This is a genomic window from Nautilia profundicola AmH (genome assembly GCF_000021725.1).
GTDB lineage: Bacteria > Campylobacterota > Campylobacteria > Campylobacterales > Nautiliaceae > Nautilia > Nautilia profundicola.
On sequence record NC_012115.1, the window covers coordinates 1 to 23,205 of the forward strand.

Annotated in this window: 24 protein-coding genes; 12 read left to right on the forward strand and 12 right to left on the reverse strand. The window is 29.2% G+C overall.

Annotated elements, in window-relative coordinates; translation table 11 throughout:
- The first annotated feature begins 100 nt into the window (after positions 1 to 100).
- From dnaA to queF, 4 genes are all read left to right on the forward strand, one after another.
- Complete coding sequence (gene dnaA / locus NAMH_RS00005; RefSeq protein ID WP_012663987.1) at positions 101 to 1,411, forward strand: chromosomal replication initiator protein DnaA; 1,311 nt, start codon at positions 101 to 103, stop codon at positions 1,409 to 1,411.
- Positions 1,412 to 1,533: 122 nt separating this feature from the next.
- The gene (gene dnaN, locus NAMH_RS00010) at positions 1,534 to 2,586 is read left to right on the forward strand and encodes a DNA polymerase III subunit beta (protein WP_015901790.1); all 1,053 of its coding nucleotides are present in this window, start codon (positions 1,534 to 1,536) and stop codon (positions 2,584 to 2,586) included.
- Between the two features lie 33 nt (positions 2,587 to 2,619).
- The gene (gene gyrB / locus NAMH_RS00015; protein ID WP_015902590.1) at positions 2,620 to 4,896 is read left to right on the forward strand and encodes a DNA topoisomerase (ATP-hydrolyzing) subunit B; all 2,277 of its coding nucleotides are present in this window, start codon (positions 2,620 to 2,622) and stop codon (positions 4,894 to 4,896) included.
- A 17-nt stretch (positions 4,897 to 4,913) separates the two neighbouring features.
- Positions 4,914 to 5,294 carry a preQ(1) synthase gene (gene queF, locus NAMH_RS00020; RefSeq protein ID WP_041361687.1) on the forward strand — a complete coding sequence of 127 codons (381 nt, stop codon included), beginning with the start codon at positions 4,914 to 4,916 and terminating at the stop codon, positions 5,292 to 5,294.
- Here the strand turns inward: queF and NAMH_RS00025 are convergent, their stop codons facing one another.
- From NAMH_RS00025 to NAMH_RS00060, 7 genes are all read right to left on the reverse strand, one after another.
- Entirely contained in the window at positions 5,295 to 6,494 is a 1,200-nt protein-coding gene (locus tag NAMH_RS00025) for a type II secretion system F family protein (RefSeq protein WP_015902041.1), read from the reverse strand.
- 8 nt (positions 6,495 to 6,502) lie between these two features.
- Positions 6,503 to 8,005: a GspE/PulE family protein gene (locus tag NAMH_RS00030; protein ID WP_012663811.1), complete on the reverse strand. Its 1,503-nt coding sequence runs from the start codon at positions 8,003 to 8,005 to the stop codon at positions 6,503 to 6,505.
- A complete protein-coding gene (locus NAMH_RS00035) occupies positions 8,002 to 9,744 on the reverse strand; it encodes a secretin N-terminal domain-containing protein (protein WP_015901875.1) in 1,743 nt (580 codons plus the stop codon). The genes NAMH_RS00030 and NAMH_RS00035 overlap by 4 nt, the downstream gene beginning before the upstream one ends.
- Positions 9,731 to 10,480 (reverse strand): hypothetical protein, encoded by a 750-nt coding sequence (locus tag NAMH_RS00040; protein ID WP_012663639.1) that lies wholly within the window; start codon positions 10,478 to 10,480, stop codon positions 9,731 to 9,733. The genes NAMH_RS00035 and NAMH_RS00040 overlap by 14 nt, the downstream gene beginning before the upstream one ends.
- Positions 10,467 to 10,898 (reverse strand): hypothetical protein, encoded by a 432-nt coding sequence (locus NAMH_RS00045; protein ID WP_143709724.1) that lies wholly within the window; start codon positions 10,896 to 10,898, stop codon positions 10,467 to 10,469. The genes NAMH_RS00040 and NAMH_RS00045 overlap by 14 nt, the downstream gene beginning before the upstream one ends.
- Before the next feature lie 405 nt (positions 10,899 to 11,303).
- The gene (locus NAMH_RS00055; RefSeq protein WP_012664020.1) at positions 11,304 to 12,155 is read right to left on the reverse strand and encodes a hypothetical protein; all 852 of its coding nucleotides are present in this window, start codon (positions 12,153 to 12,155) and stop codon (positions 11,304 to 11,306) included.
- Positions 12,133 to 12,990, reverse strand: coding sequence for a hypothetical protein (locus tag NAMH_RS00060; protein ID WP_015902443.1), 858 nt, complete (start codon positions 12,988 to 12,990; stop codon positions 12,133 to 12,135). The genes NAMH_RS00055 and NAMH_RS00060 overlap by 23 nt, the downstream gene beginning before the upstream one ends.
- A gap of 347 nt (positions 12,991 to 13,337) precedes the next feature.
- Here NAMH_RS00060 and NAMH_RS00065 point away from each other — a divergent pair, with 347 nt between their 5' ends.
- Genes NAMH_RS00065 through NAMH_RS00100 form a run of 8 tightly spaced genes read left to right on the forward strand, consistent with a single transcriptional unit; the run spans position 13,338 to position 19,051 of the window.
- Positions 13,338 to 14,627 carry a hypothetical protein gene (locus NAMH_RS00065; protein WP_143709725.1) on the forward strand — a complete coding sequence of 430 codons (1,290 nt, stop codon included), beginning with the start codon at positions 13,338 to 13,340 and terminating at the stop codon, positions 14,625 to 14,627.
- A gap of 50 nt (positions 14,628 to 14,677) precedes the next feature.
- Entirely contained in the window at positions 14,678 to 15,097 is a 420-nt protein-coding gene (gene gspG / locus NAMH_RS00070) for a type II secretion system major pseudopilin GspG (protein ID WP_012663682.1), read from the forward strand.
- On the forward strand, positions 15,085 to 15,525 hold the full coding sequence (locus tag NAMH_RS00075; RefSeq protein ID WP_041361450.1) for a pilus assembly FimT family protein: 441 nt from the start codon (positions 15,085 to 15,087) through the stop codon (positions 15,523 to 15,525). The genes gspG and NAMH_RS00075 overlap by 13 nt, the downstream gene beginning before the upstream one ends.
- Positions 15,522 to 15,905 carry a prepilin-type N-terminal cleavage/methylation domain-containing protein gene (locus tag NAMH_RS00080; protein ID WP_015902313.1) on the forward strand — a complete coding sequence of 128 codons (384 nt, stop codon included), beginning with the start codon at positions 15,522 to 15,524 and terminating at the stop codon, positions 15,903 to 15,905. The genes NAMH_RS00075 and NAMH_RS00080 overlap by 4 nt, the downstream gene beginning before the upstream one ends.
- Positions 15,902 to 16,384 carry a type II secretion system protein gene (locus tag NAMH_RS00085; protein WP_015901853.1) on the forward strand — a complete coding sequence of 161 codons (483 nt, stop codon included), beginning with the start codon at positions 15,902 to 15,904 and terminating at the stop codon, positions 16,382 to 16,384. Before NAMH_RS00080 ends, NAMH_RS00085 begins: the two co-directional genes overlap by 4 nt.
- The gene (locus tag NAMH_RS00090; protein ID WP_015902136.1) at positions 16,384 to 17,724 is read left to right on the forward strand and encodes an FAD-dependent thymidylate synthase; all 1,341 of its coding nucleotides are present in this window, start codon (positions 16,384 to 16,386) and stop codon (positions 17,722 to 17,724) included. Before NAMH_RS00085 ends, NAMH_RS00090 begins: the two co-directional genes overlap by 1 nt.
- Before the next feature lie 15 nt (positions 17,725 to 17,739).
- Positions 17,740 to 18,126, forward strand: a complete 387-nt coding sequence (locus tag NAMH_RS00095; protein WP_015902462.1) for an Hpt domain-containing protein — start codon at positions 17,740 to 17,742, stop codon at positions 18,124 to 18,126.
- A gap of 16 nt (positions 18,127 to 18,142) precedes the next feature.
- Positions 18,143 to 19,051 carry an SAM-dependent methyltransferase gene (locus NAMH_RS00100; protein ID WP_012663851.1) on the forward strand — a complete coding sequence of 303 codons (909 nt, stop codon included), beginning with the start codon at positions 18,143 to 18,145 and terminating at the stop codon, positions 19,049 to 19,051.
- Here the strand turns inward: NAMH_RS00100 and NAMH_RS00105 are convergent.
- The 5 genes from NAMH_RS00105 to NAMH_RS00125 all read right to left on the reverse strand — a co-directional run bounded on the left by NAMH_RS00105 (position 19,038) and on the right by NAMH_RS00125 (position 23,205).
- Positions 19,038 to 19,925: an LPP20 family lipoprotein gene (locus tag NAMH_RS00105; protein ID WP_012664023.1), complete on the reverse strand. Its 888-nt coding sequence runs from the start codon at positions 19,923 to 19,925 to the stop codon at positions 19,038 to 19,040. The two genes, NAMH_RS00100 and NAMH_RS00105, sit on opposite strands and share 14 nt — an antisense overlap.
- A complete protein-coding gene (locus tag NAMH_RS00110) occupies positions 19,925 to 20,866 on the reverse strand; it encodes a hypothetical protein (RefSeq protein ID WP_015902300.1) in 942 nt (313 codons plus the stop codon). Before NAMH_RS00110 ends, NAMH_RS00105 begins: the two co-directional genes overlap by 1 nt.
- Positions 20,866 to 21,099, reverse strand: a complete 234-nt coding sequence (locus tag NAMH_RS00115; protein ID WP_012664000.1) for a hypothetical protein — start codon at positions 21,097 to 21,099, stop codon at positions 20,866 to 20,868. Before NAMH_RS00115 ends, NAMH_RS00110 begins: the two co-directional genes overlap by 1 nt.
- 221 nt (positions 21,100 to 21,320) lie before the next feature.
- A complete protein-coding gene (locus tag NAMH_RS00120) occupies positions 21,321 to 21,890 on the reverse strand; it encodes a V-type ATP synthase subunit D (RefSeq protein ID WP_015902515.1) in 570 nt (189 codons plus the stop codon).
- Positions 21,877 to 23,205 (reverse strand): V-type ATP synthase subunit B, encoded by a 1,329-nt coding sequence (locus tag NAMH_RS00125; protein WP_015901955.1) that lies wholly within the window; start codon positions 23,203 to 23,205, stop codon positions 21,877 to 21,879. Before NAMH_RS00125 ends, NAMH_RS00120 begins: the two co-directional genes overlap by 14 nt.

Below are 23,205 nucleotides of genomic sequence, written 5' to 3' on the forward strand. Positions count from 1 at the left end.
ACTATTTTACATTTATTCTCCGATATGATAAAATTTAATTCACATAATTTTTCACAACAAATTCACAATGTGAAAAAAAAGTTATTCACAAAGGACAACATTGAGCATATTTACCAAAATAAAAAAATCACTAAAAAGTGAAAACCTTGTGAATTATAATAAATTTATCAAAAATTTGGAATTTGACGAAAAAAATTCTACTTCCACACACCTGATTATCAAAGCTCCTAATATATTTATCGCCAATTTTGTAAAAAGAAAATATTTAAACAAAATAAGCGAACTGTATGAAAAAGAAACCGGAATAAAACCAAAAATCGATATAGTTACTAAAGAAATATCGCATAGACCTTTAACTATAGAAGAAATTATCGAACCAACTACACCGAGTGTATTAATTCCTGAATATACGTTTGAGAGTTTTATAGTAGGACCATCAAACCAGTTTGCCTATACCGCAGCAAAAAGTGTAGCCGAAAATCCTGGTAAAAACTATAATCCACTGTTTATCTACGGAGGGGTTGGACTTGGTAAAACCCACCTGCTTCAGGCAATAGGTAACTACCTAAAAAGCTCACTAAATGTACTGTATGTAACAAGTGAACAGTTTATGAATGAATTTACCGAAAACATCAGGATGAAAACACCTGAGAGATTTCACGAAAAATACAGAAACTGCGATGTTTTACTCATAGATGACGTACAGTTTTTCGCGGGAAAAGAAAGAACCCAGGAAGAGTTTTTCCATACATTCAACGAACTCTATAACCAGAAAAAACAGATATGCCTCACAGCCGACAGGCCTCCTAAGAAACTTTATGACCTCGTAGACAGACTCAGAAGCAGATTTGAAGCGGGACTGATAGTCGATATCCAGCCGCCGGAACTTGAAACAAAAATAGAAATCATCAGAAAAAAATGCGAACTAAACGGAATATACCTGCCGGAAGAAATTATCGAATATATTGCCACAAAGCTTGACTCGAACATCAGGGAAATCGAAGGAATGATTACAAAAATCAACGCAATGTCCAAGATCCTCGGAATCAGCGAAATTACGCTTGATTTTGCAAAACAGGCGCTTAAAGAGCATATAAAAGACAAAAAAGAGGTAATTACACTTGAAGATATTATAAAACTTATAGCAAAAGAATTTAACATTAAACCGAGTGAAATAGTTTCAAAAAGCAGAAACAAAAACATAGTGGCTGCCAGAAGATGCGCAATTTACCTCGCAAGGGAGTTTACAAAAGAATCAACTCCGATTATTGCAAAATATTTCGGTCTAAGAGATCATAGTGCGGTAAGCCATGCCATCAAAAGTTTTAATAAAAAACTTAAAGAAGACAGTGAGTTCAGAATTAAAATAGAAGAGCTCAAAAATAAAATTCAAATCAAAAAAAGTGAATAAGTTGAAGAAAAAAGTTTTTCACATTCACGGCCTAATTTTAGGTATAATGGGGAAAAATTTATCTTTTCACATTTTAACGTGACTTATTATTACTATTATCTAAATTTAAATAAGGAGATAAAATGCATATCAGAATTGAAAAGCCGGTAATCGAAAGCATTTTGAATCAAATAATACCTTTTACGGAAAAAAAAGACAATACGCAAATAACTTCACACATACTCATAAAAGCGAATGAGAAATTAATTTTAAAAGCTACAGATAAAGAAATAGGTATAAAAGTAATTACTAATGCGGAAATAATCGAACCGGGAACAGTAACTATAAACGGAAAAAGATTTCTTGATATTATAAAAACACTTCAAAACAAAGAAATTGAAATAAAAACGGAAGAAAATCAAATTACAATTACACAAGACAGCTCAATATATAAATTAACATCTTTTAATGCAAGTGAATTTCCGGAATTTCCAAATACAGATGAAATGAACAAAATAGACATCGAAACTGAAGAATTAAACAAAGCTATCAAAAAAATCTACCCGGTTATAGACAATAACAATCCGAAATATGAATTAAACGGTGCATTGTTTGATTTAGGAGAAAAAACAAATTTTGTTTCAACTGATACAAGAAGACTTGCCGTATATTATTCAAAGGCAAAGGCAAGGGATTCAAAAATAATAGTTCCTAAAAGAAGTATTGCCGAAATCAAAAGGGTAATAAGAGATGATATGCAAATCTTTTATGACGATGTTTACTTAATTTTAAAAAATAACGAAATATTATTTTTTACAAAACTAATAAATGGAAAATTTCCGGCTTACGAAAAAATTATACCTCAAAGTTTAAAATATGAACTGAATATACCAAAAGGAGAGTTCTTATCTCACTTAAAACAAGTAAGTATTATTTCCAATGAAGTAAAAATTACAATTAAAAACGATAAAATTATTTTTGAAAGTATCAGTGATGAAACTATGCAAGCAAAAACAAGCTTTGATTTAAATACTCCGTTAGAAGATTTTACATTTGCAGTTAACAGTAGATATATTATGGATTTTCTAAATGTAATTGAAAACGATACATTTGTACTTGGCCTGAATGAACCGAATATACCGTTTGTTCTTAAAGATGAAAACTTCATAACAATAGTAATGCCTCTTAATATTTGATATAATATTAAAAAATGACTCAAAAGGAATTTAATGAGCGATTATGGTGCTAAGAATATTAGAGTATTAAAGGGTCTTGAAGCTGTAAGAAAAAGACCCGGAATGTACATAGGAGATACTTCCGTAAAAGGTCTTCACCATTTAATCTATGAAGTAGTTGATAACTCTATAGATGAAGCAATGGCAGGATATGCCAATGAAATAAAAGTAAAAATTAATAAAGACGGAAGTGCCGAAATTTCAGATAACGGTAGGGGTATTCCTGTTGATATACACCCTGAAGAAAAAATTCCTGCTGCTACAGTTGTTTTAACTGTTTTACACGCAGGTGGTAAATTTGATAACAAAACATACAAAGTTTCAGGCGGTCTTCACGGAGTAGGGGTTTCAGTAGTTAACGCTCTTGCTAAAAAACTTATAATGACTATTAAAAGAGACGGAAAAATATGGAGACAGGAATTTGAAAGAGGAAAGCCTGTTACGGATCTTGAAGTAATAGGAACTACTAATAGAACGGGTACAACTATTCAATTCTGGCCTGATGAAGAAATATTTGAAACTACTACTTTTAAAAGTGAAATACTACAAAAAAGATTAAAAGAACTTGCGTATTTAAATCCTAATATCACAATTAAATTCGAAAACGAAAACGACGGCGTAAAAGAAGTTTATCATTATGAAGGCGGTATTAAGGACTTTGTTAAAACACTTACGAATAAAGAATGTATAAGTGACGTAATATATTTCACTGACCATTACAGCGACGAAGAAAAAGCACTTGATGTTGAGGTGGCTTTATGCTATGACAGTGGATATGATGAAAAGGTATTAAGTTTCGTAAACAACATTAGAACCCCAGAAGGCGGAACGCATGAAAGCGGATTTAAAGCGGGGCTCAGTAAAGCCGTAATTAATTACATCAATAAAAATATAAAACTAAAAGAAAATCTTAAAATTACCGGAGATGACGTAAAAGAAGGACTTAATGCGATTGTCAGCGTAAAAATGAGCGAACCTCAGTTTGAGGGACAGACTAAGGGTAAACTCGGAAGTTCATACGTTAAACCTATTACTCAAAAAGTTACTTATGAATATTTGACAAGATTTTTTGAAGAAAATCCAAACGAAGCAAAACTTATAGCTGAAAAAGCAATTGCTGCTGCAAGAAGTAGAATTGCTGCTAAAAGAGCGAGGGATCTTACAAGAAAGCAGGCAAAAGTAGGTGTAGGTACGCTTCCTGGAAAACTTGCCGACTGTCAGAGCAAAGATCCGGTTGAGAGTGAATTATATCTGGTTGAGGGTGACAGTGCGGGAGGAAGTGCTAAACAAGGAAGAGATAGAGTATTCCAGGCAATTCTTCCACTAAGAGGTAAAATTTTAAACACCCAAAAATCCACTGACGCTAAAGCTCTTAGTAGTGAAGAGATTAAAAACATAATCACTGCACTAGGAACAGGAATAGGCGAAGATTTTGACATAGACAAAATCAGATACAACAAAATTATAATCATGACGGATGCCGACGTCGACGGAAGCCATATCCAGACGCTTATTATGACGTTTTTCTTCAACCACTTAAGAGAGGTTATCGAAAATGGATATCTTTATATCGCACAGCCTCCTCTTTACAGATACAAAAAAGGTAAAATCGAAAAATACCTAAAAGATGACAAAGAACTAAATGAGTTTTTAATTGAGCAAGGTATAAATTCAATCGATATTACGGGAGTAGGGAAACCTGAGCTTAAAGAGCTTTTAAAATACGCGGCACTTTACAAACTGCTTCTTGACAGACTTTCAAAAAGATTCAACATACCTGAGGTTATAAGATTTTTAATTGAAAACGGAAACTTGGAAGAACTTCCTAAATTCCTTGAAAGTCTTGGATTTAATATTATTTCAAAACATGACGATCATTATTATATTCAGACAAATAGAGGACTTGAAGAAATTACAATTGACGATAAACTTCTAAACCATCAGCTGTTTGTTGAAGCTAAGAAAGTTTATCAGAAACTTCAGGAATATAAAGATATAATTGATAGAGATTATTTGGAACTTCTTGACGAGGTTGTAGAAAAAGCGAGAAAAGGCGCACACATCCAAAGATACAAAGGGTTAGGGGAGATGAACCCTGAGCAGCTTTGGGAAACAACAATGAATCCTGAAAACAGGGTGCTTATCCAGGTAACTATGGATGATGCCCAAAATGCCGCTGAAAAATTCGAACTATTTATGGGAAGCGAAGTAGGACCAAGGCGTGAGTTTATCCAAGCAAACGCAAAAGAAGTAGAAAATATTGACGTATAAGGAACATAATGAGTGAAATCAGATACGGTGAAAAAGAAATTCTTGAATTTAATCCTGAAAATATGGAAATATGGCCGAATAAACATAAAAAAAACTATTTGATCAAAATAACGCTTCCTGAATTTATGTGTAAATGTCCAAGAAGCGGATATCCTGATTTTGCAACCGTATATCTTGAATATACGCCGGATGAGTGGGTTGTTGAGCTTAAGGCTTTAAAACTTTATATCAACTCATTTATGAACAGATACATTTCACACGAAGACAGCGCAAACGAAATATTTGATACTCTTTATAATAAACTGAAACCTAAATATATGAAAATCACAATGGATTTCAACCCGAGAGGCAACGTTCATACCGTAATCGAAATCGACAGCGACAAAATAGAAAAATAATTATTTTATAATACTCATACTGAACATAGGGAGAAGTATAGCAGTTACTATAAATCCTATACTTACCCCTACAAATACTATTAAAGCAGGTTCAAGAAGAGATAGCAGCGTGTTTGTAAGAGATTCGCTTTCTTCAAAATAAAGTTCGCTTATATTTCCTAAAACCTCATCGATCTGTGATGTTTCTTCCGCCAAAGAGAGAGCCTGAAGAAAACTTTTATCAAAATCAAACCCCGCTTTTTTGAGTGAAACAGAGAGTTTTTTACCTTCTATTACATCCTGAAGTGCTTTTTGAAATACCGATTTAATGTATTCGTTGTCTATTGTGTTTACAGACATATTTACGGCGTTTATGTAGTTTACCCCCGCGTTTGTAAGTACGGATGTAAGGTACGAGAATCTGCCGAGCTCTTTTGAGACGATCAGTTTTTTTATAACAGGCAGTTTTAAAAGAAATTTATGTATGGAATATCTGAATTTCAAATTTTTTTTATACATTATTCTAAACCCCGCAGCAAATACGATAAACAGTATCAAAATAGCCTGCCAGGAGTGCTGAAGGAAATTTCCGGTGTTTATTACTATTTTTGTAATAGCGGGGAGGTCTTGGTGCAGGTTTTCAAAAACCTTGACAATTTTCGGCACCACCGTTGTGAGCATAAATGAAATCATAAACACCGCCACGATAATAATAAACATAGGATATACAAGTGCCTGTGACGTTTTTGAAGATATTTTCTCTTCGTCTTTTAAAAACTTGGAAATCTCAACAAGTACTATGTCGAGTTTTCCGCTCTCTTCGCCTATTTTTACCGTACTTGTGACGTATTTGGGTAAATTGATAAAGTTTTGGGATTCAAGAGAAGCGTAAAACGATTTTCCTTCTTTAATGGAGTTTTGTATATAATCGAGGAATTTTATAATTTTGGAGTTGTCTGTCTGGTTTTTACTCAGGTTTATCGCACTGATTAGCGGAATGGAGGCTTTTAAATAAAGCCCGAGAGAGTTAAACAGTTTTGAGAGCTCTTTTCTTGGTACTTTTTTTGAAAAAGAGATGTTAAACGAAATGTTTTTTGCAGGTTTTATATCCGTAACGTAAAGGCCCTCAAGTTTTGATAAGGCTTCTTTTTCGTTTGACGCTTCTATTTTACCTTTTACGGTTTTTCCGTTTTTATCATAGGCGCTGTATTTAAAATACAATTTCCCTCCTAATCTTTAAGCCCGACTCTTATTGCTTCGCTAAGAGACGTCTCCCCGTTTATTACAAGTTCACAAAGGTTTTGTTTGATGGTTTTCATTCCGTATTCGATCATTTTGTTTTTAAGTTCTATATCGTTTGTACCGTTTGCGATAAGGGTTTTTATTTCATCGTTCATTATGAAAAGCTCTCCCACCGCCCTTCTTTTTACATATCCGGTGAAATTACATTTAGGGCATCCTTTTGCTTTATAGATCTTTTCTGGTGTGTAGTTTTGAAGGGTGGGATCTTTTGATATTATCTGTTTAAATTCATAGGTTTCGTCTTCTTCTTTACACTCACACAGTATTCTTACAAGCCTTTGTGATAAAACCCCTATAAGTGATGATGAAATCAAAAACGGCTCAACCCCCATGTCCATAAGCCTTGTAATGGTTGCGGCTGCGTTGTTGGTATGAAGGGTCGAGAGCATCAGATGCCCCGTAAGAGCTGCCTGGATTGCGATAGTCGCCGTTTCTTTATCCCTGATTTCCCCTACCATTATGATATCGGGATCCTGTCTTAGGATACTTCTAAGTCCCGAGCTGAAAGTAAGTCCCACTTTGTTATTTACCTGGATCTGGTTTATGTTGTTTGCTTTGTATTCCACAGGGTTTTCTATTGTTATTATGTTTTTTTCCGGTGTTGCGATTGTCTGCAGGAAGCTGTGAAGGGTAGTGGATTTACCGCTTCCGGTAGGACCCGTTACGAGAATCATTCCGTATGAGTGCTCAAGCAGTTCTTTAAACCCTTCCGTGACGGTTTTATCAAACCCCAGATCTTTCAGGGTAGGAATGTCTTCACTTTCCATAAGGAGCCTCAGTACAGCTTTTTCCCCGAAATATGTAGGGATTATGGACACCCTTATATCGGTTGTTTTGTTTGCGATTTTGATCTGGCATCTTCCGTCTTGAGGTATTCTTTTTTCGCTTATGTCGAGGTTTGAGATTACTTTTATTCTGTTTATAATGAGGTTTACTATGTTTTTTTGGATGGTTGCCTGTGTTATGAGCACTCCGTCTATTCTGAATCTTATGGTTCCGAAATTTTCGTGTGTTTCTATGTGTATGTCGCTTGCTCTTTTTTTTACTGCTTGAAAAAACATAGAGTTTACAAATTTAATAATAGGTGCTGAATTTTCTGAATCTAAAATATCAAGACTATTTTTTATAAAATCATCAAGTGAAAGTTCTTCTTCAACTTCAATATCACTATTTTGAAATTCTTTTTGAGTTTTTACTTCCAAAAATTGATTTAAAAGTCTATTAAATGACTCATTGTCAGTAATAATAATATCTAAAGGTATTTGTGTTTTATTATAGAAATTAAGAGCATCTATTAAATTTTCTTCATTTGTAAAAAAAAAATCTTTATCTTTGTATCTTCCAGGAAGAAGTGAGAATTTTATTCCATCTTCAATATTGAAACTATCTAATTGTATAGCTTTTGGATTTATATTATTTATTTTGTTCATTTTAAATTCTTTTTCTTGATATATTCAAGAGCAAATTTTCTTTCTAATTCGTTTAATTTACCAAGAGTTAATCTTAATTTATCAAGATCTGTACTTTGCTTAACGATATAAGGAGTTAATACAATCACAAGAGTAGTTTTATCTTCATTAACTTCTTTATGTCTGAAAAGAGCTCCTATAATAGGTATATCACCAAAAAAAGGTACTTTTTTAATTGTAATATCTTTATTATTTCTGACAAGTCCCCCTATTATAATACTTTGACCGTTACTGACTATTGTTGTAGTTTTAATATCTCTTTTTGATGTTGTTGGAAGAGTAAGGTCAGGTGATCCTGGTAATATATCTTCAACTACAGCTTTTACATTTAATGAGACTTTATTATCACTATCAATTCTCGGTTTAATTTCTAAAGTAAGACCGATATCTTGCCTTGAATATGACACACTTGTGGATGTAGAAGTTGTTTGACCTGTTTTGACAGAAATTGTTTTACCTACATATATTGTAGAAGGGGTATTGTTTATACATAAGATTGAAGGTTCGCTTAATTTTTTTGCCGCTCCGAATGTTTCAAGTAAATCTATTGTTGCTCCTAATGCTAATCCCTGCCTTATAGTAGGAATACTAAGTCCTAAAGAAGTCACATCAAATGCTATAGCGGGTCCACCCATATTGGCACTAAGTGTATATAATCCACTTCCTGTTCCACTTCCAGCATATAATCCTAATTTATTACCAATTTGTGAAGCCTTTAAATTACTTATTTCCAATATTCTTGCTTTTACATAAACTTGCATTTTAGGTATATCAAGAGCTTTTATAATAGTTTTTATTGTATCCATTTGTTCCAATGTTGCTATTATTATTAAAGAATTTGTTTCTTTATCTTCTGTAATAGAAGGTATATTTTTTTTGTATTTTAAAGAAACAATTTTTTGAATAATTTTTGCCATATTTGTAACATCAGAATTTTTTAATGTGATTATTTCGGTAACTTGATCTAATTGTTTTGGTTTAGTGTCTAATTGTTTTATATGTTGAAGAATCTTTTGTATAACTTTATTTGGTCCTACTAATATTATGCCATTAGAATTATCGTTTTTTATTATTTTATATTTATATATTTTATCATTAAATAGAGTATTGGAAATTTCAGTTATTTTAGGATATATTTTAGATAATTGAGTATTTTGGAGATTAAAAAAGATTATATCAGGTTTATCTAATGTATCTATTTTAGATAAGAGTTTTTTCATTATTTTAAGATTTTTAGGATAATCGGTAATAATAAGTAAATTTTTGTCTTTATTTAATATAATTTTCCCATATTTACTTTTTAAATAATTTATTTGAGTATATGCAGTTTTGGCTGATATATTATGTAATTTTATTATGTCTGTTCTAATTTGATAAATATCACTTTTTCCTATTGGAGGAGCTTCCTTTATTGCATCAGCGCTTTTTATAACTTTTAAATAACCATGTTCTTTTATAAGAGTATAACCTTTTGATCTTAATATATTTAATAAAATATCGTAAATTTCATTTTCATTTACGGGTTTAACTGAAATAAAATTAACTTTTCCCCTTAAATCATTTGTTAATAATATATTTTTATTGGTAATTTTAGCAACCATTTTGATAAAATCGTTTATTTCTAAATTTTTAAAGGTTAAATCTATTTTTTGAGCATAAATCATAATAGTTAACAATATAAGTAATTTAATCAATTTCATAATTCAAAACCTTTTTTTTATTATTCCTTTTGATTTCAATAGAGAGGCTGTCGAATTTATCTATATTATTATATAGTTGCCATGCTTGTGAATCATTTTTTAAATATTTATTATTTACTTTTATAATAATATCACTCTTTTTTAAACCTATTTTATCAAATATACTATCTTTTTTTATATACGTAATTTTATAACCGTATGGATATTTAATTATTCCTATGTCATTCCAAATAAGTGCAGGATTTTTTTTAAATTTTTGTATAAGTTGTTTTTTTACTTTGATTGTACTTGAGGATGTATTTAAATTATTTTGTTGGATATTTTTTTTAAATGTTAAAATATATTTTTGTTTATTTTTAGTAAATACCACAAAATCATGATTTATATTTATAAGTTTATAACCATTAAAAGAATCGTTTATATCTATGAAAATATTTTTTTTATTTGCTTCAATAATAATAAATGCTTTTTTTCCATCATTATATATTGCTTTTAATATCATGTTTTTTAGTTGTTCAGATTGATTTAATGATTCATTGAGATTTAAATTAGAGATTTTTTTATTAAATTGTTTCATGAAAATATTTGAAAGATTTATATTGTAAAATTCATATTTTTTTTGTTCATGAATATTAGTTACAGGTATATTCGGTAGAAATAATTTTATAATACTCCAAAATAAAAAAGCACCAAAAAAAGCTGTGAAAAAATATAAAACATTTTTAAAAATTGACATAATAGTAATATCCTTTTTTATCTTTTTTTAATAATTTTTTAATTGTTTGATTTTTAATATTGATAATGTATATCTTTAAAAAAGAATTTTTAATGTCTATTTTTCCTTTTATATCTCCAAAATTTGCAGAAGCATTTATATTTATAATAAAAGGATCTAAAATATTATGGCTTAAATAAGCTTTTTTAATAAAATAATTTCCAATATTTATTTTTAAATCCTTTATATATAAATTATTTTGTATTAAATATATATTTAAAATACCTTTATTAAAATCACATACATTTATATTTTTATAATATATTTGCCCGTTATTAAAAATTAGACCTGTTATAGTTTGATTTATTTTAGTATTAATATAAATATTTTCTTTTTTTAAATAATTTTGAATTAAAAAAAATAATTCTTTTTTAGGCATAAAAATATATAAGCCTATAAAAAAAGCGCTTATTATAATAATTATTTTTTTCATTTAAATATCTCCGCTTTAAAAAGTATATGATTATCACTTTTTACAATAGAAAATGATTTTATTTTAATGTTTGATTTTAAAAATAAAGTTAGTTTATTTAAATTTTTTAATTCTGTATTACATGATAAAATTATTAAATTATTTTTATAATTTATATTACATATTTTTTTAACTGATTTAATAATTGTTGTGTTGTATTTATTCTTTAAATATTTAATTTCATTTACATTTTTTTTGAATTCTAAATAATTATTTAATTCGCTTTTCAATTGTTTTTTAGATGAGATATATTGGTTAAATAATATGGCAGTAAGTATTAACGTTAGTAAAAATATCAAAATTGTTATACGTTTATTCATATAAGCTCGCTTTATATATATTATTTATATTTGAATTAACTTTAATGAACTTTTTTTTGAAATAATTATCAAAGTTTCTTTTTGAATTTATTTCAATATCAAAACGATTTTTATCATATGAAAGAGAAATGAATGTTTCATCGTTTTTTAAAGGGGTTTTAGTAATAAACTCTAAATCTTTTTTTATTTTATTTTGATTGAAGTCTTTTTCTTTCAATTCATTTAATATTGCTTTTATTTGATAAGTAGTTTTTGGTAAATGATATTTATGAATTATTTTTGCTTTTTTTAGTTCTAAATTTTTTACCGTTTGTTTGTTTTTTATTATATTTAACAAAAAAGAAATATTTATAAATAAAAATAGTAATAACAAACTGATTACAACGGATTTCTTTAATTTTATTCTGTTGAAAATATTGATTTTATTTTTACTTAACTTAAGTGAAGGTAATATGTCTTTAATATAGGGTGCATTTTTAATATTTGGAAAACAAAAAAGTAAATCATCAATTTTTTGAATTGAATAATTTTTTGAGACATTAATAATATTAAAGTCATATAGTTCAGTTTGTGCCAGTCTAATGGAATTAATAAATTTTTTGTCAATATTTATATTGATGTTTTTTTTAATTGCATAAGCATAATATTTTCCATTTATTTCAAAAGCATCGTATAAATATGTATCATCTAATTTAAAAAGTGTTTTTGATAATTTTTTAGCGTCTTTTAATGATTTGATTGGAATGTCTATTTTTTTAATCCAGTAAAATTGTGGAGAAAGTATTATATCAACCGGTTCATTTATTTTTTCATTAAAATCTTTAGTATATAGTATGACTTTCAATTGAAATAACCTTTTTATTATGAATATCATAAACTATGTCAATAGTATAATTTTGTTCATTTAAATAGTATTTAATATTTACATTTATCCAAAACGAATTATTGTTTGTAAATTCTATTATATCGTATTTATTTATTGTTTGATTATTATCGTTGGTTAATATATTTTGACAATTAGGTTTATCAATAGTTAATCCCATAAATTTAACAATATCTTTAGTTAAAAAATTGCATTCTAATATGTGGTTGTTTCCATTTCCAAAAAAAATTAATTTTTTCCAAGGAATATTAAAAATATTTCTATCATGTGTTATTTTAAAGTAATAGTTTAATATTTTTTTAAAATGTTTATAATTATATATTTTTCCGTTTTGAAAATTTGGATTTTTTAAAATTATCTCACTATACCCTTCTCTTTCTGTTTTATCTTTATCTATAGTATCTTTAATTAAGTTTATAAAAAATATAGGATCCATAATATTATAATATTGAAGAATATTTATTAGGTAGTCATTTAAATATATTTGTTTTTTATTAATTGCATTAATGTCTATTTTATTAAATATAGGAGTAATATTATAGATTATTCTGAAATTTCCTTCTTTGTTTGATAATGAAAACGTTGTAAAAATCTTTTGTAAATCTTTTGATGTTTTTATATCTTCAGTAAGTTTAGAAAGAGTTTTTAAAGACTGTTTTAAAATAACAGAATTTTGTGATATATATAAATTTTCTTTTGATGAATATTTGTCAAATAAATTTAATATTGTACCTATTATTCCTAATACAATAAATAAAAAAAATATCGTAATTAATAATGCAATAGATTTTTTCATTTTTTTATAACCTGATAATTTTTATTTTAATCTTAATAAAATTATATATTAATTTTTAGTTAATATATTGACATAATATTATATTTAGATGTATAATAAATTAATTCAATATTAAAGGATTGAAAATGAAAACATCTGCAAAAGTTCTTTTATCAGGTATAGCAGCTTCTATGATATTAATTGGATGTGGAGGTGGAGGAAGTAGTACTCCTTCAGTTAGCGGAACGGTTGAAGCAAGTTATTTAAAGGGTATAACCGTTTGTGTTAAAGATACTTCTACTTGTGCAACAACAGATAGTAATGGTGTATTTACGTTAAATAATGTGTCTGTTCCGGTGGAATTGGAATTGAAAATCGGAAATAGTGTATTAGCTGATTTAAATGTGTCGACTAATAATTATAAAATTACGCCTGCGGTATTAGCCGAAAATAATACAACAATTGCGTCATACATAGGTGCTATGTTGCATGGAATCGCAGGGTGCGATTTGGCAAGCGATGTTTGTGATTTTTCTTCAATAACAACAGTAGATATTAATACTTCAACAAACTTGCCTATTATTACAGAATTAAAAACTATTTTAGAGCAAAACAGTTCTGCAAGTATAAGTGTGACGGTTAATGACTCTACAATGCAAATCAGTGAAGTTAACGCCACTTTATATGCCACTGAAAATCCGTCAATGACGGGTACTACTGCATATTCGTTTAACGGTGCGGCGAGTGCGGGGGATTATGCTTCATTTACATATAATTCAGAAAATAATACTATCAGTTATCAAATTAGCGGTAATGTGTACGGAAATGTAAGCGGTACAAGAGAAATAGAAAACTTATACGGAAATGTATTTTTTAAAGACAAAAATGATGATGATATATTTTATTTCTTCTCAGGAAGTTTAGGTGTTGCTGTAATTCCAGTATCAGATACAAATACATCGTTTGTAGTTGGTTTACAACAGCCTGATAAAAATATTACAGCAGAAGATTTAAATTTAATTGTAAATAAAAAATATAATTATATTGAGTTTGACACAGATGAGAGCATATATTTTAGTATTATAGAAATTAATTCAACAAATACTGCGGATTTAAACGGAACATGGGCTGATTATGTTGATCAATCTTATGGAACATGGGAAGTAAATGGCTCTCATTTAGATGTTTTTGATGCAAGAGGAGGAAAAATTGCGAATGTAATAATAAGAGCTGGAACATCAAGAGCTGGTATTGTAGTAGATAATGTTGATGGTGGATTTGGTGTAGGAGTTGAAGCTAAAGCGTTAACCGATGCAGATTTAAAAGGAACTTACTATTATAATGACAGCGGCAGTGACTATGAATGTTACGGAACTGTAACAGTTGAAGGAACAACATTTAAATATAAAGATGAATGGTGTAGTGACAATGATCCAGAATCTGGCAGCGGTACACTTGTATTAAATCCAACGATTGATCCGGATCAAAATGCAAGTACTGATAATAATATTACATTAAACGGTTTAGCTCAGGTTAAAGATGAAAATGGAAATTTAACAGATGAGTTTGTATTCCTTGATCCTGATTCTGGTTATTATATAAGCGTTAATATTGATGATGGAGAACTTTCAATAGGCTCAAATAAACCTCTTAAATAAACTCCTTTTGGAGTTTTCTTTTTTGCTACAATTGCATAAAAAGGTCTTTTATGAAAAAAGCTTTCAGTTTGATTGAAGTAATGATTGTTGTTGTTATTTTGGGACTTATTGCATCCCTTGTGGTTCCGAATCTTATAGGTCAGAGTGAACAGGCCAAAAAGAAACTTGTATGTATTCAGATGAAATCACTTAAAGATGCTCTTGATTCATTTAAAATAGAAGAAGATACATATCCGAGTACACAGGAAGGGCTTGAATCCTTAATAACAAATCCGAATCCTCAAAAATATAAAAATTATCCTGAAAAAGGTTTTTTAAATACTAAGAGTCTTCCAAAAGACCCATGGGGGAACGAATATATTTATATTAATGATAATGGGAATATTGAAATAATTTCATTAGGTGCAGATGGCAAAGAAGGCGGGAGCGGAGAAAATAAAGATATTAAATTTAGCGAATGCGTAAATTAGGTTTTAGTTTAATTGAACTACTAATTGTTGTAATATTAATATTAACAGTTAGTTTTTTAGTAATTCGTTTCCCTACTTTTTCTCAAACGTTTTCTATGACTTCATTAAGAGATATGTTAAAACCTAATGGTTATATTATTTTATATAAAAACGGTGATATAATAAGTAATAAAAAAATCAGATTTTATTGTAAAACCCCGGTTGTTTATCAGTTTTTAAATGATAATTTTTTTAAGAAAAAGTTTGATGAAAATATTATTTTTGAATATAAAGTTGTTAACGGTATAGGAGAAAGTTTTATATTACAGTGTAATAAGATGTTTTATGTTTTTAAGCCTTTTTATATAAAGAAGTTTTCCTCATTTGAAAGTGCTAAAGAAGATTTTACTAATGTACGGTATAAACCCAGTAATGGAATAATGAAATGAGAAAAGCTTTTACTATAATTGAAGTAATGATAGCTGTTTTTTTAGCTTTAATAATTAGTACTGTGGCATTTTCTATAACAGGTAATGCAAAGAAAATGTTTGTTTTAATCGATAAACGAAAAATTTTTTATTTAAAATCGAGTGTAATGGCAATAGAAGAAAAAAATACTAAAAATGTATATGAGATACTGAAAGATTTTAATATTAAAAATGATGAAATTATTAAAAAATTAAAAAAAGATACGTTTTATTTGAAACATAATATTGAATATTCCCAAAATATTAATATACATGGTAAAAGTATAAAAATCCTATTAGATAGGATGAAAATATATAATAAATATCATTCCGCTTTTATTTATAAACAGGAAATAAAGTGAAAAAGTCTTTTACTTTGATAGAAGTTTTGATTTCTATAACTATTTTATCTATACTTTTTTTGGCTTTATCTAATGTTATAAGTTCTTTATCAAAAGCTTCGGATTATTTAGAGAAAAAATATTCTTTTGAAAATAATAAATATCTTTTTTTGAAAATATTGTATTATGATATTTTGAATGCAGATGATATTAATATTACTCAATATAAAAATTATACAATTATAAAAATGCAAACAAGTAACTCTTTATATTTTATACCTAAACCATATGTAATGTGGTATGTTAGTAAAAGAAATAATACTTTAGTGAGATATGAATCCCCAAAAAATATAGATATATTAGAAGATAATTCAAATTATTATTTGGATAAATTTATTCAAAATGTTAAAATATTCAAAATATATAAGCATTTAGGTAAATATTTTGTTTATATTGATAATGGAAAGCCAATTTATTTTGAAATGTACAAAGGATTTTGATGATTGTAAAAGCGCTTGAAAGCAAATACAAACCGACCGACATAGCCGTAGGAAGTGCAAGAAGCTGTTATTTCGGAAAGCATATAGTAACGCCTGAGAGTGCGGCTGAGTGGGATAAAAAAAACGATCTTTTAAATTCAATATTTAAAGCCGGGCATCATACCACTCTTATGCATTATAACTTTACATTTTTGATTGAGGGTATGAGCAGGCTTTTGATCTGGAGGCTTTTACACGCGCATCCTTTTTACAATTCCGAGCAGGTAAGCCAGAGATACGCCAAAATGAAAATCGAAAATTTCACGTACCCAAAAAACGCAGACAGGGAAAAGTGGCAGAAATATTATGAAAATATGTTTTTTTATTATGAAGAGCTTATTTCAAGACTGACTCCGGAAATTGAAAAAGTACTTCCAAAGTTTAAGAAAAAAGAAGCGAAAAAAAGGGCCCAGGAATTTGCGAGATATTTGTTACCGATGGGTATGAACGCGCATCTTTACCATACCGTAAACATCATTACAGCTTTAAGATACATAAATGCCGTAAAGGTGATACCGGAGGCAAAAGCTGAAGCTGAAGAGTTTGTATCTCAAATGAAAAGGGAAATGCTGAAAATTGATGAAAACTTAGCTCCTTTAATAGAGTTTGCCGAAAATGAAGAAGTAGTGTTTCCGAATATTGATATAGAAAAAATTAAAAAGGCAAAAAACGTAACCAAAAAGGTTGAGGTGTTTGACATAGTTGATTATGATTTTGAACTTAATGCAAACTATGCTGGTGTTTTAAGAACATCAAACATATATCTTGATGAGGCCATACTCGGTAGTTTTAATTCTTATATCAAGCTCTCGCTTAGTGCAGATGCGCAAAATCAAAGACACAGACGCTCGCCTGCTGTTCGTCCAAAACTTGAGAATATTTATAAAAGAGATTTTTATATGCCGAAAATCTGTAACAGTGTTAAAGAATTATATGTTAGAGCGGTAGAGTATTCATATGACTTTTTTGAAAATCAAAAAGAAATTTTAGGTTTCGGTGAAGCGGCGTATGCACTTTTAAATGCACACAATATTGAGATTGTAGAACATAACGATTTTCAAGAGTTTGCTCATAAAGCACAGATGAGACTTTGTTATAATGCCCAGGAAGAAATATTTGATATTGTTTATGCACAGGTTGAAGAACTAAAAAATGCCGGAGTAAAAGCGGCTGATAAATTTATGCCTCCTTGTACGTTAAGATATCAAGAGGGTATTAAACCTGTATGTCCTGAAGGAGACAGGTTTTGTGGTACAAAAGTTTGGAAAATGGAGTTTGATGAATACGAAAGGCTTATATAGCCGAAAGAATAAAAAATGAAAATACAAGATTATCTGTATAATGAGTTTGATTCCAATATTGTAGAGGAGTTTTTAATGCTTCTCGATATTATGGAAGATAATCTTGATTTAACTATCGAGAGGCTCTATACTGATTATGATGAAGCAATTAACGATTTATTTAGGATGTTTCATAATTTGAAATCTGCGACTGCATATTTAAAAATAGACAGAATAAAAAATTTCGCACATTTTGTTGAAGACATATTAGATAAAGCCAGAGAGAAACATGATGTAAAAGAAGAATTGATTGACTGGTTGTTTAAAGTGGCTGATCAGTTTCACGAATGGTACGGTAATATAGACAGAAATGAAGAACTGGCGCCTCTTCATCCCGATATTTTTAAAGTGCCTAAAATATAATTAAGGAGTTTTTTTAGTGAGAAACAAAGAAAACGAAGCTGTTTTTATAGAAAGAATAAATAAAATAAACCCTAAGATTCTTGAAGGGTTGAAAGAAAAAAAAGAGTTCTCATTCAGAATAAACCGCCACAAAGCGGGACTTGAAGCGGTGGAAGAGTTAAAAAAAGAAGGATACAATCCTAAACCTGTGGAATGGAGCGAGTGGGTATATACGCTTCCTATTGAAGATAGAAAAAAAATAACCAAATCCAAAACATATACGGCAAACAAAATATACATACAAAACCTCTCATCCATTATTTCGGCACTGTCCCTTGATATAGACGAAAATGACTGGGTTTTGGATCTTGCCGCTGCACCTGGAGGGAAAAGCCTGATATTCAGCGAAAAAGCTAAGAAGGTAAGTGCTGTAGAGCCTGATAAAAACAGATTTTTCAGAATGAAAAGAAACTTTAAAGAACACGGTGCCAAAAATATTCAGACATACAACAAAGACGGCAGATTTGTATATAAAGCAACAGGAGAGATGTTTGACAAGGTGTTTTTGGATGCTCCTTGCAGTTCTGAAGCGCATATTGATTTTGACGAGGGGATTACATGGTGGAATCTTAAGAGGGTAAGAAGGTTTTCCAAACTCCAAAAAGAACTTATAATTTCGGCATTTGAAGCACTGAAACCCGGAGGAGAAATGATTTTCGCCACATGTACGTTTGCTCCGGAAGAAAATGAAGAAAGTGTTGATTTTTTATTAAACAAATACGAAAACGCAGAGGTTGTAGATGTAAATCTTCCGATTGATAATATTCAAAAAGGTATAATGGAATGGGAAGATAAAAAATATCATCCAGATGTGTCAAAAACAGTAAGGATATTACCAAAAGGTGCGTATTCCGGATTTTATTTTGCAAAAATTAAAAAACATTAATTTTAAATAATGTTTTTAAAAGCTTAAGTAGTCTTAGTTTATATTCTTCTTTTGCAAATGCCTCTGCCTCTTTATATGATGTTATGGATTTGCCCAAAAACGTTAAAGAATAGAACTTGTCTAAAATAATAGTTGTTTTTCCTTTAATAATATAATCATTAAACAGGTGATATTTTTGAATGCTAATATTGATTTTTATTAAATTTTTAGCTTTTTTTGAAATAATGAGGTATTTTGAAAATATTTCTATACTTTGATTTTTGTACCTATTGGTTACAATATTAAATTCAGTGGTTTTGATAATATTTAATGCGATTTTTTTTAAATTTTCTATTTTTGCAATATAGTTAGAAATATTGACGCCCAATGATTCCAGTATAAAAATATCACTTTTGATTTTTTTTAGTTTATATAAGATGTTGTATGAATAAATGACACGTTTTATAGGACTGTTTTCATTGAAATCTATTTTTTTAAGTTCGATATTGATTTTTGTTTTGAGATTGTTTATTAATTTCTGTTTATTAATTCTTATTAATACGTAATATTTGTCATTTTCTTTGTCAATTTTTAATATTTCGTAATTGTTGAAATTTATATTTGATACCTGAGCGTTAATTTGTTGAAATATTTCGTTATATGTTTTTTGATTATGTATTCCTTTATTAATGACGAAATTGGAACTAATTTTTACATTTATTCTTGAGGCTATGTCATTAAGTGCATTTTTTATCGCATTTTGTTTAGAATAGCTTTCCGCAGATGCATAAAAATAGTTTTGATTGTCTTTGGGTGTTTGTATATACCAGTTTGGAGGTTTTGGATTTGTACAAGATACAAATATTAATACGATTAATGTAAACCATTTTTTCATTAAAACAGATCCCAAAAAGAAGTTTCAAAGTTGGGTTCGACCATATCACCTATTTTAAGTTGAGCATTATCTTCCAGATCCACAATAATCCAGCAGGAATTATCAAAAATTAAATTGCTGACCTCTCCTTCACCGATTTTATATTTTTCAATATCTCCGTTTACAGGATCTTTGGATAATGCGTATATATTAAGTTTTAATCCTTCATACATACCCTGATTCTTACCGAGAGAAATTTTTGCAATTAAGTCATCTCCATTTTTTCTGACTTCATAAATATATCCTTTAGGAGCAAAGAATTTCTTTAATGAATTAAAAGCATTTGTTACAGTTTTGTTTATAGACTTAAATACCAGATTTGAATAAAATCTTCTAAATGAAGAATCGTCTCTGTAATGTACACATGATTGAAAAATACGATCATATATATTTTTTAAATCAGGAAGCTGGAAGATTTGTATGTTAATTTGGGAACACACTTCATATGAATAATACGGAGGAGAGTATTTTCTTATTTTTTGCCCATTTTTATTTTTTATAAAGTAATAAAATCCTCTATGGTATCTTGGAACATATGATATATTTAAAATAGTGCCTTTTATTAAATAATCCGCACCCAAATCGCTATTTGTCTCTTTTGATATTTCGGCAGCTTTTATTTCTTCGTTAATTTGATTATTGTTTATAATCCTTATTATTTTTACAAATTTTGATGTTTGTAGTAAAGAATTTAGTTTATATGTAGCTGTTTCGTCCAATTTTAAGCCTCTAAAATTATATTTTGGAAATCGGACTATTGATATTTTTTTGATTTTTGGTGAAAAATTTGAAGGTGCAGCGGTGTTTTTAGGTATATAAGCCGGTCTATAATCCGCTAAATTAATTTTGTTTGAACACCCTAAAAACAACAGTATAGGTAAAAGGAAAGAGAAAAATCTCATTATTTGGCGAATTTCTCTTTTGCAGCTTTAAGTGCCGCTATAACGTCATCAATATTTTCATAAGGTATATGAGCTTTCCAATCAGGTTTTTCATTATCTCCGTTTAATGATATTCCTATACTTACAACCGGTTTACTGCCTTCTCCGTAAGGCTCTTTAATATGTGACACTGTAATAAGCCCTTCTTTTGTGTTTGCAAGAGGAAACTCTGCTATTATAGTATTTGTTTTCATGTGAACCCTTTTTATTAATTATATCATTTTATACTAAAAAGTGAAAAATTATATCAATTCTGTTCTCTGAAAAATATTATTTTTTTCAAACGGCTTCACTACTGTACCAAAAATTTTAGAAAATTTTGACTGTAACGCCGCAGATGTTTTCTAAAGATAATATTTTCCAGAGGTTTACTAATATAGCAATAACAAATATACTAATTAACCCGATAACTTTTTTATTTCAGTTTTTTAATAATGGCTATAAACTCTCTTTCACTTTCTTCAAGATATGTTTTAATCTCTTTTATCTCTTTTTCATATGTGGGAATGTAATGATATTTAAGAGCGTTTACTCTTATAAGTGTTTGTTTCAATTCTGTTGAAAGCTTCCAGATTTTTATTTCGAGTTCTGCAAGTTCAAGTATCATTTTTAAACTTTTAAAAAAACTCTCCCTTGCTAAATCTTCAAAAATATTAGTATTTAATTCAATTTGAGGTTTTTGGATGATTTTAAAATTAATTTTTGGAATTACAATACCGAGAAAACTTTTTGGTACTACTTTTAATTCAGTTTGAACAAAAGATTCTGTTGAAAGATTTTGATTTTCCATTAATGCTTTAATTAAAGTATTATAACTGCTTTTTACTGTTTCGTTTAGTTCTTTTCTTCTTTTATCGACAATATCCACTATCTGCATTATTTCTTTTAGCAACAAATCTCTTTTTTTACTTAAAATTTCTTCACCTTCATTTACAATTTCGAGATCTTTTTTAAGTTCGAGGAGTGTGGACTTATTCTTTATCATAAACTTCTCCGAGTTCTTTTTGGGAGAGTCTTGTCATTTCATTTTTCGGAAGGATTTTTAAAAGTCTTTTGGCAACTTCAAATGTTTCTTGCATATTCCTCGGAAGTTCCTGATTTATAAAAATATTTTCAAACTCCCTGGCAAATGAGAGATATTGTTTTTCAAGTTCGCTAAGTTCTCCTTCACCTATTATTGATGCGAAATTTTCTATTTTTTTGGCATTTGCATATGATGCGTATAATTGTGAAGCGAATCTTTTATGTGTTGAATCTATAGCTGAATTCATAAGTCTGGAAAGTGAACTTAATACATCTATAGGAGGAAATATTCCTTTTTTATGAAGAGAACGGCTGAAAACTATCTGCCCCTCGGTAATATATCCGCTTAAATCTGCAATAGGATGTGTAATATCGTCATCCGGAAGGGTTAGAACAGGAATTTGTGTAATTGAGCCTTTTTTGCCTTTGATTATTCCGGCTCTTTCATAAATGGATGCCAAGTCGCTGTACATATATCCCGGATATCCTTTTTTACCCGGGATTTCCTCTTTTTTTGATGATATTTCACGCAGGGCATTTGCGTAATTTGTCATATCATAAAGTATTACTATTACATTTTTACCTTTTTCAAAAGCCATATATTCTGCAAACGTCAAAGCCGTTCGAGGCAACAAGAGAGAATTTATTGTCGGTTCATTGGCCAAATTTAAAAAAACTGTTATTTGCGAGCTTTTATTAGATATTGAGTTTATTAAGTATTGAGCTCTTTCAAACCTCATTCCGATTGCCGCTAATATTATTAAAGAATTTTTTATTGATATCTGGGTTGCGAGTTTTGCGACAAACTCATCATTTTTTAGCCCGCTTAAAGCGAAAATAGGAAGTTTTTGTCCTTTAACAAGTGTATTTAAAGCATCAATAGCACTAAATCCTGTAACTATGATATTTTTAGGATATTCTCTATATGCGGGATTATATGCGCCTAAGTTTATATCGGATTCTTTTTCAACAGATTCCATTATTCCGTCTATCGGATTTGCAAATGCATCAAGAGTTTTACCTACCATGTTTTCACTTAAATTTATTTTAAGAGGTTTTAAATGAAACTCGGCTTTAATATTGTTTATATCAAGTCCGTAAGTATCTCCTAAAATTTCTATAACGGTTATCTTTTCATCAACGGCACTGACAATCCCTTTAAGAGTTTTGTCTTTATATCGGAGAGTTACGCTTTCATTGTATCCAACTCCTTCAACCGTTTCAAAAAAAAGAAGGTTTCCTTTTATCTTCACTGCTCCTTCATATTCGATTCTCAT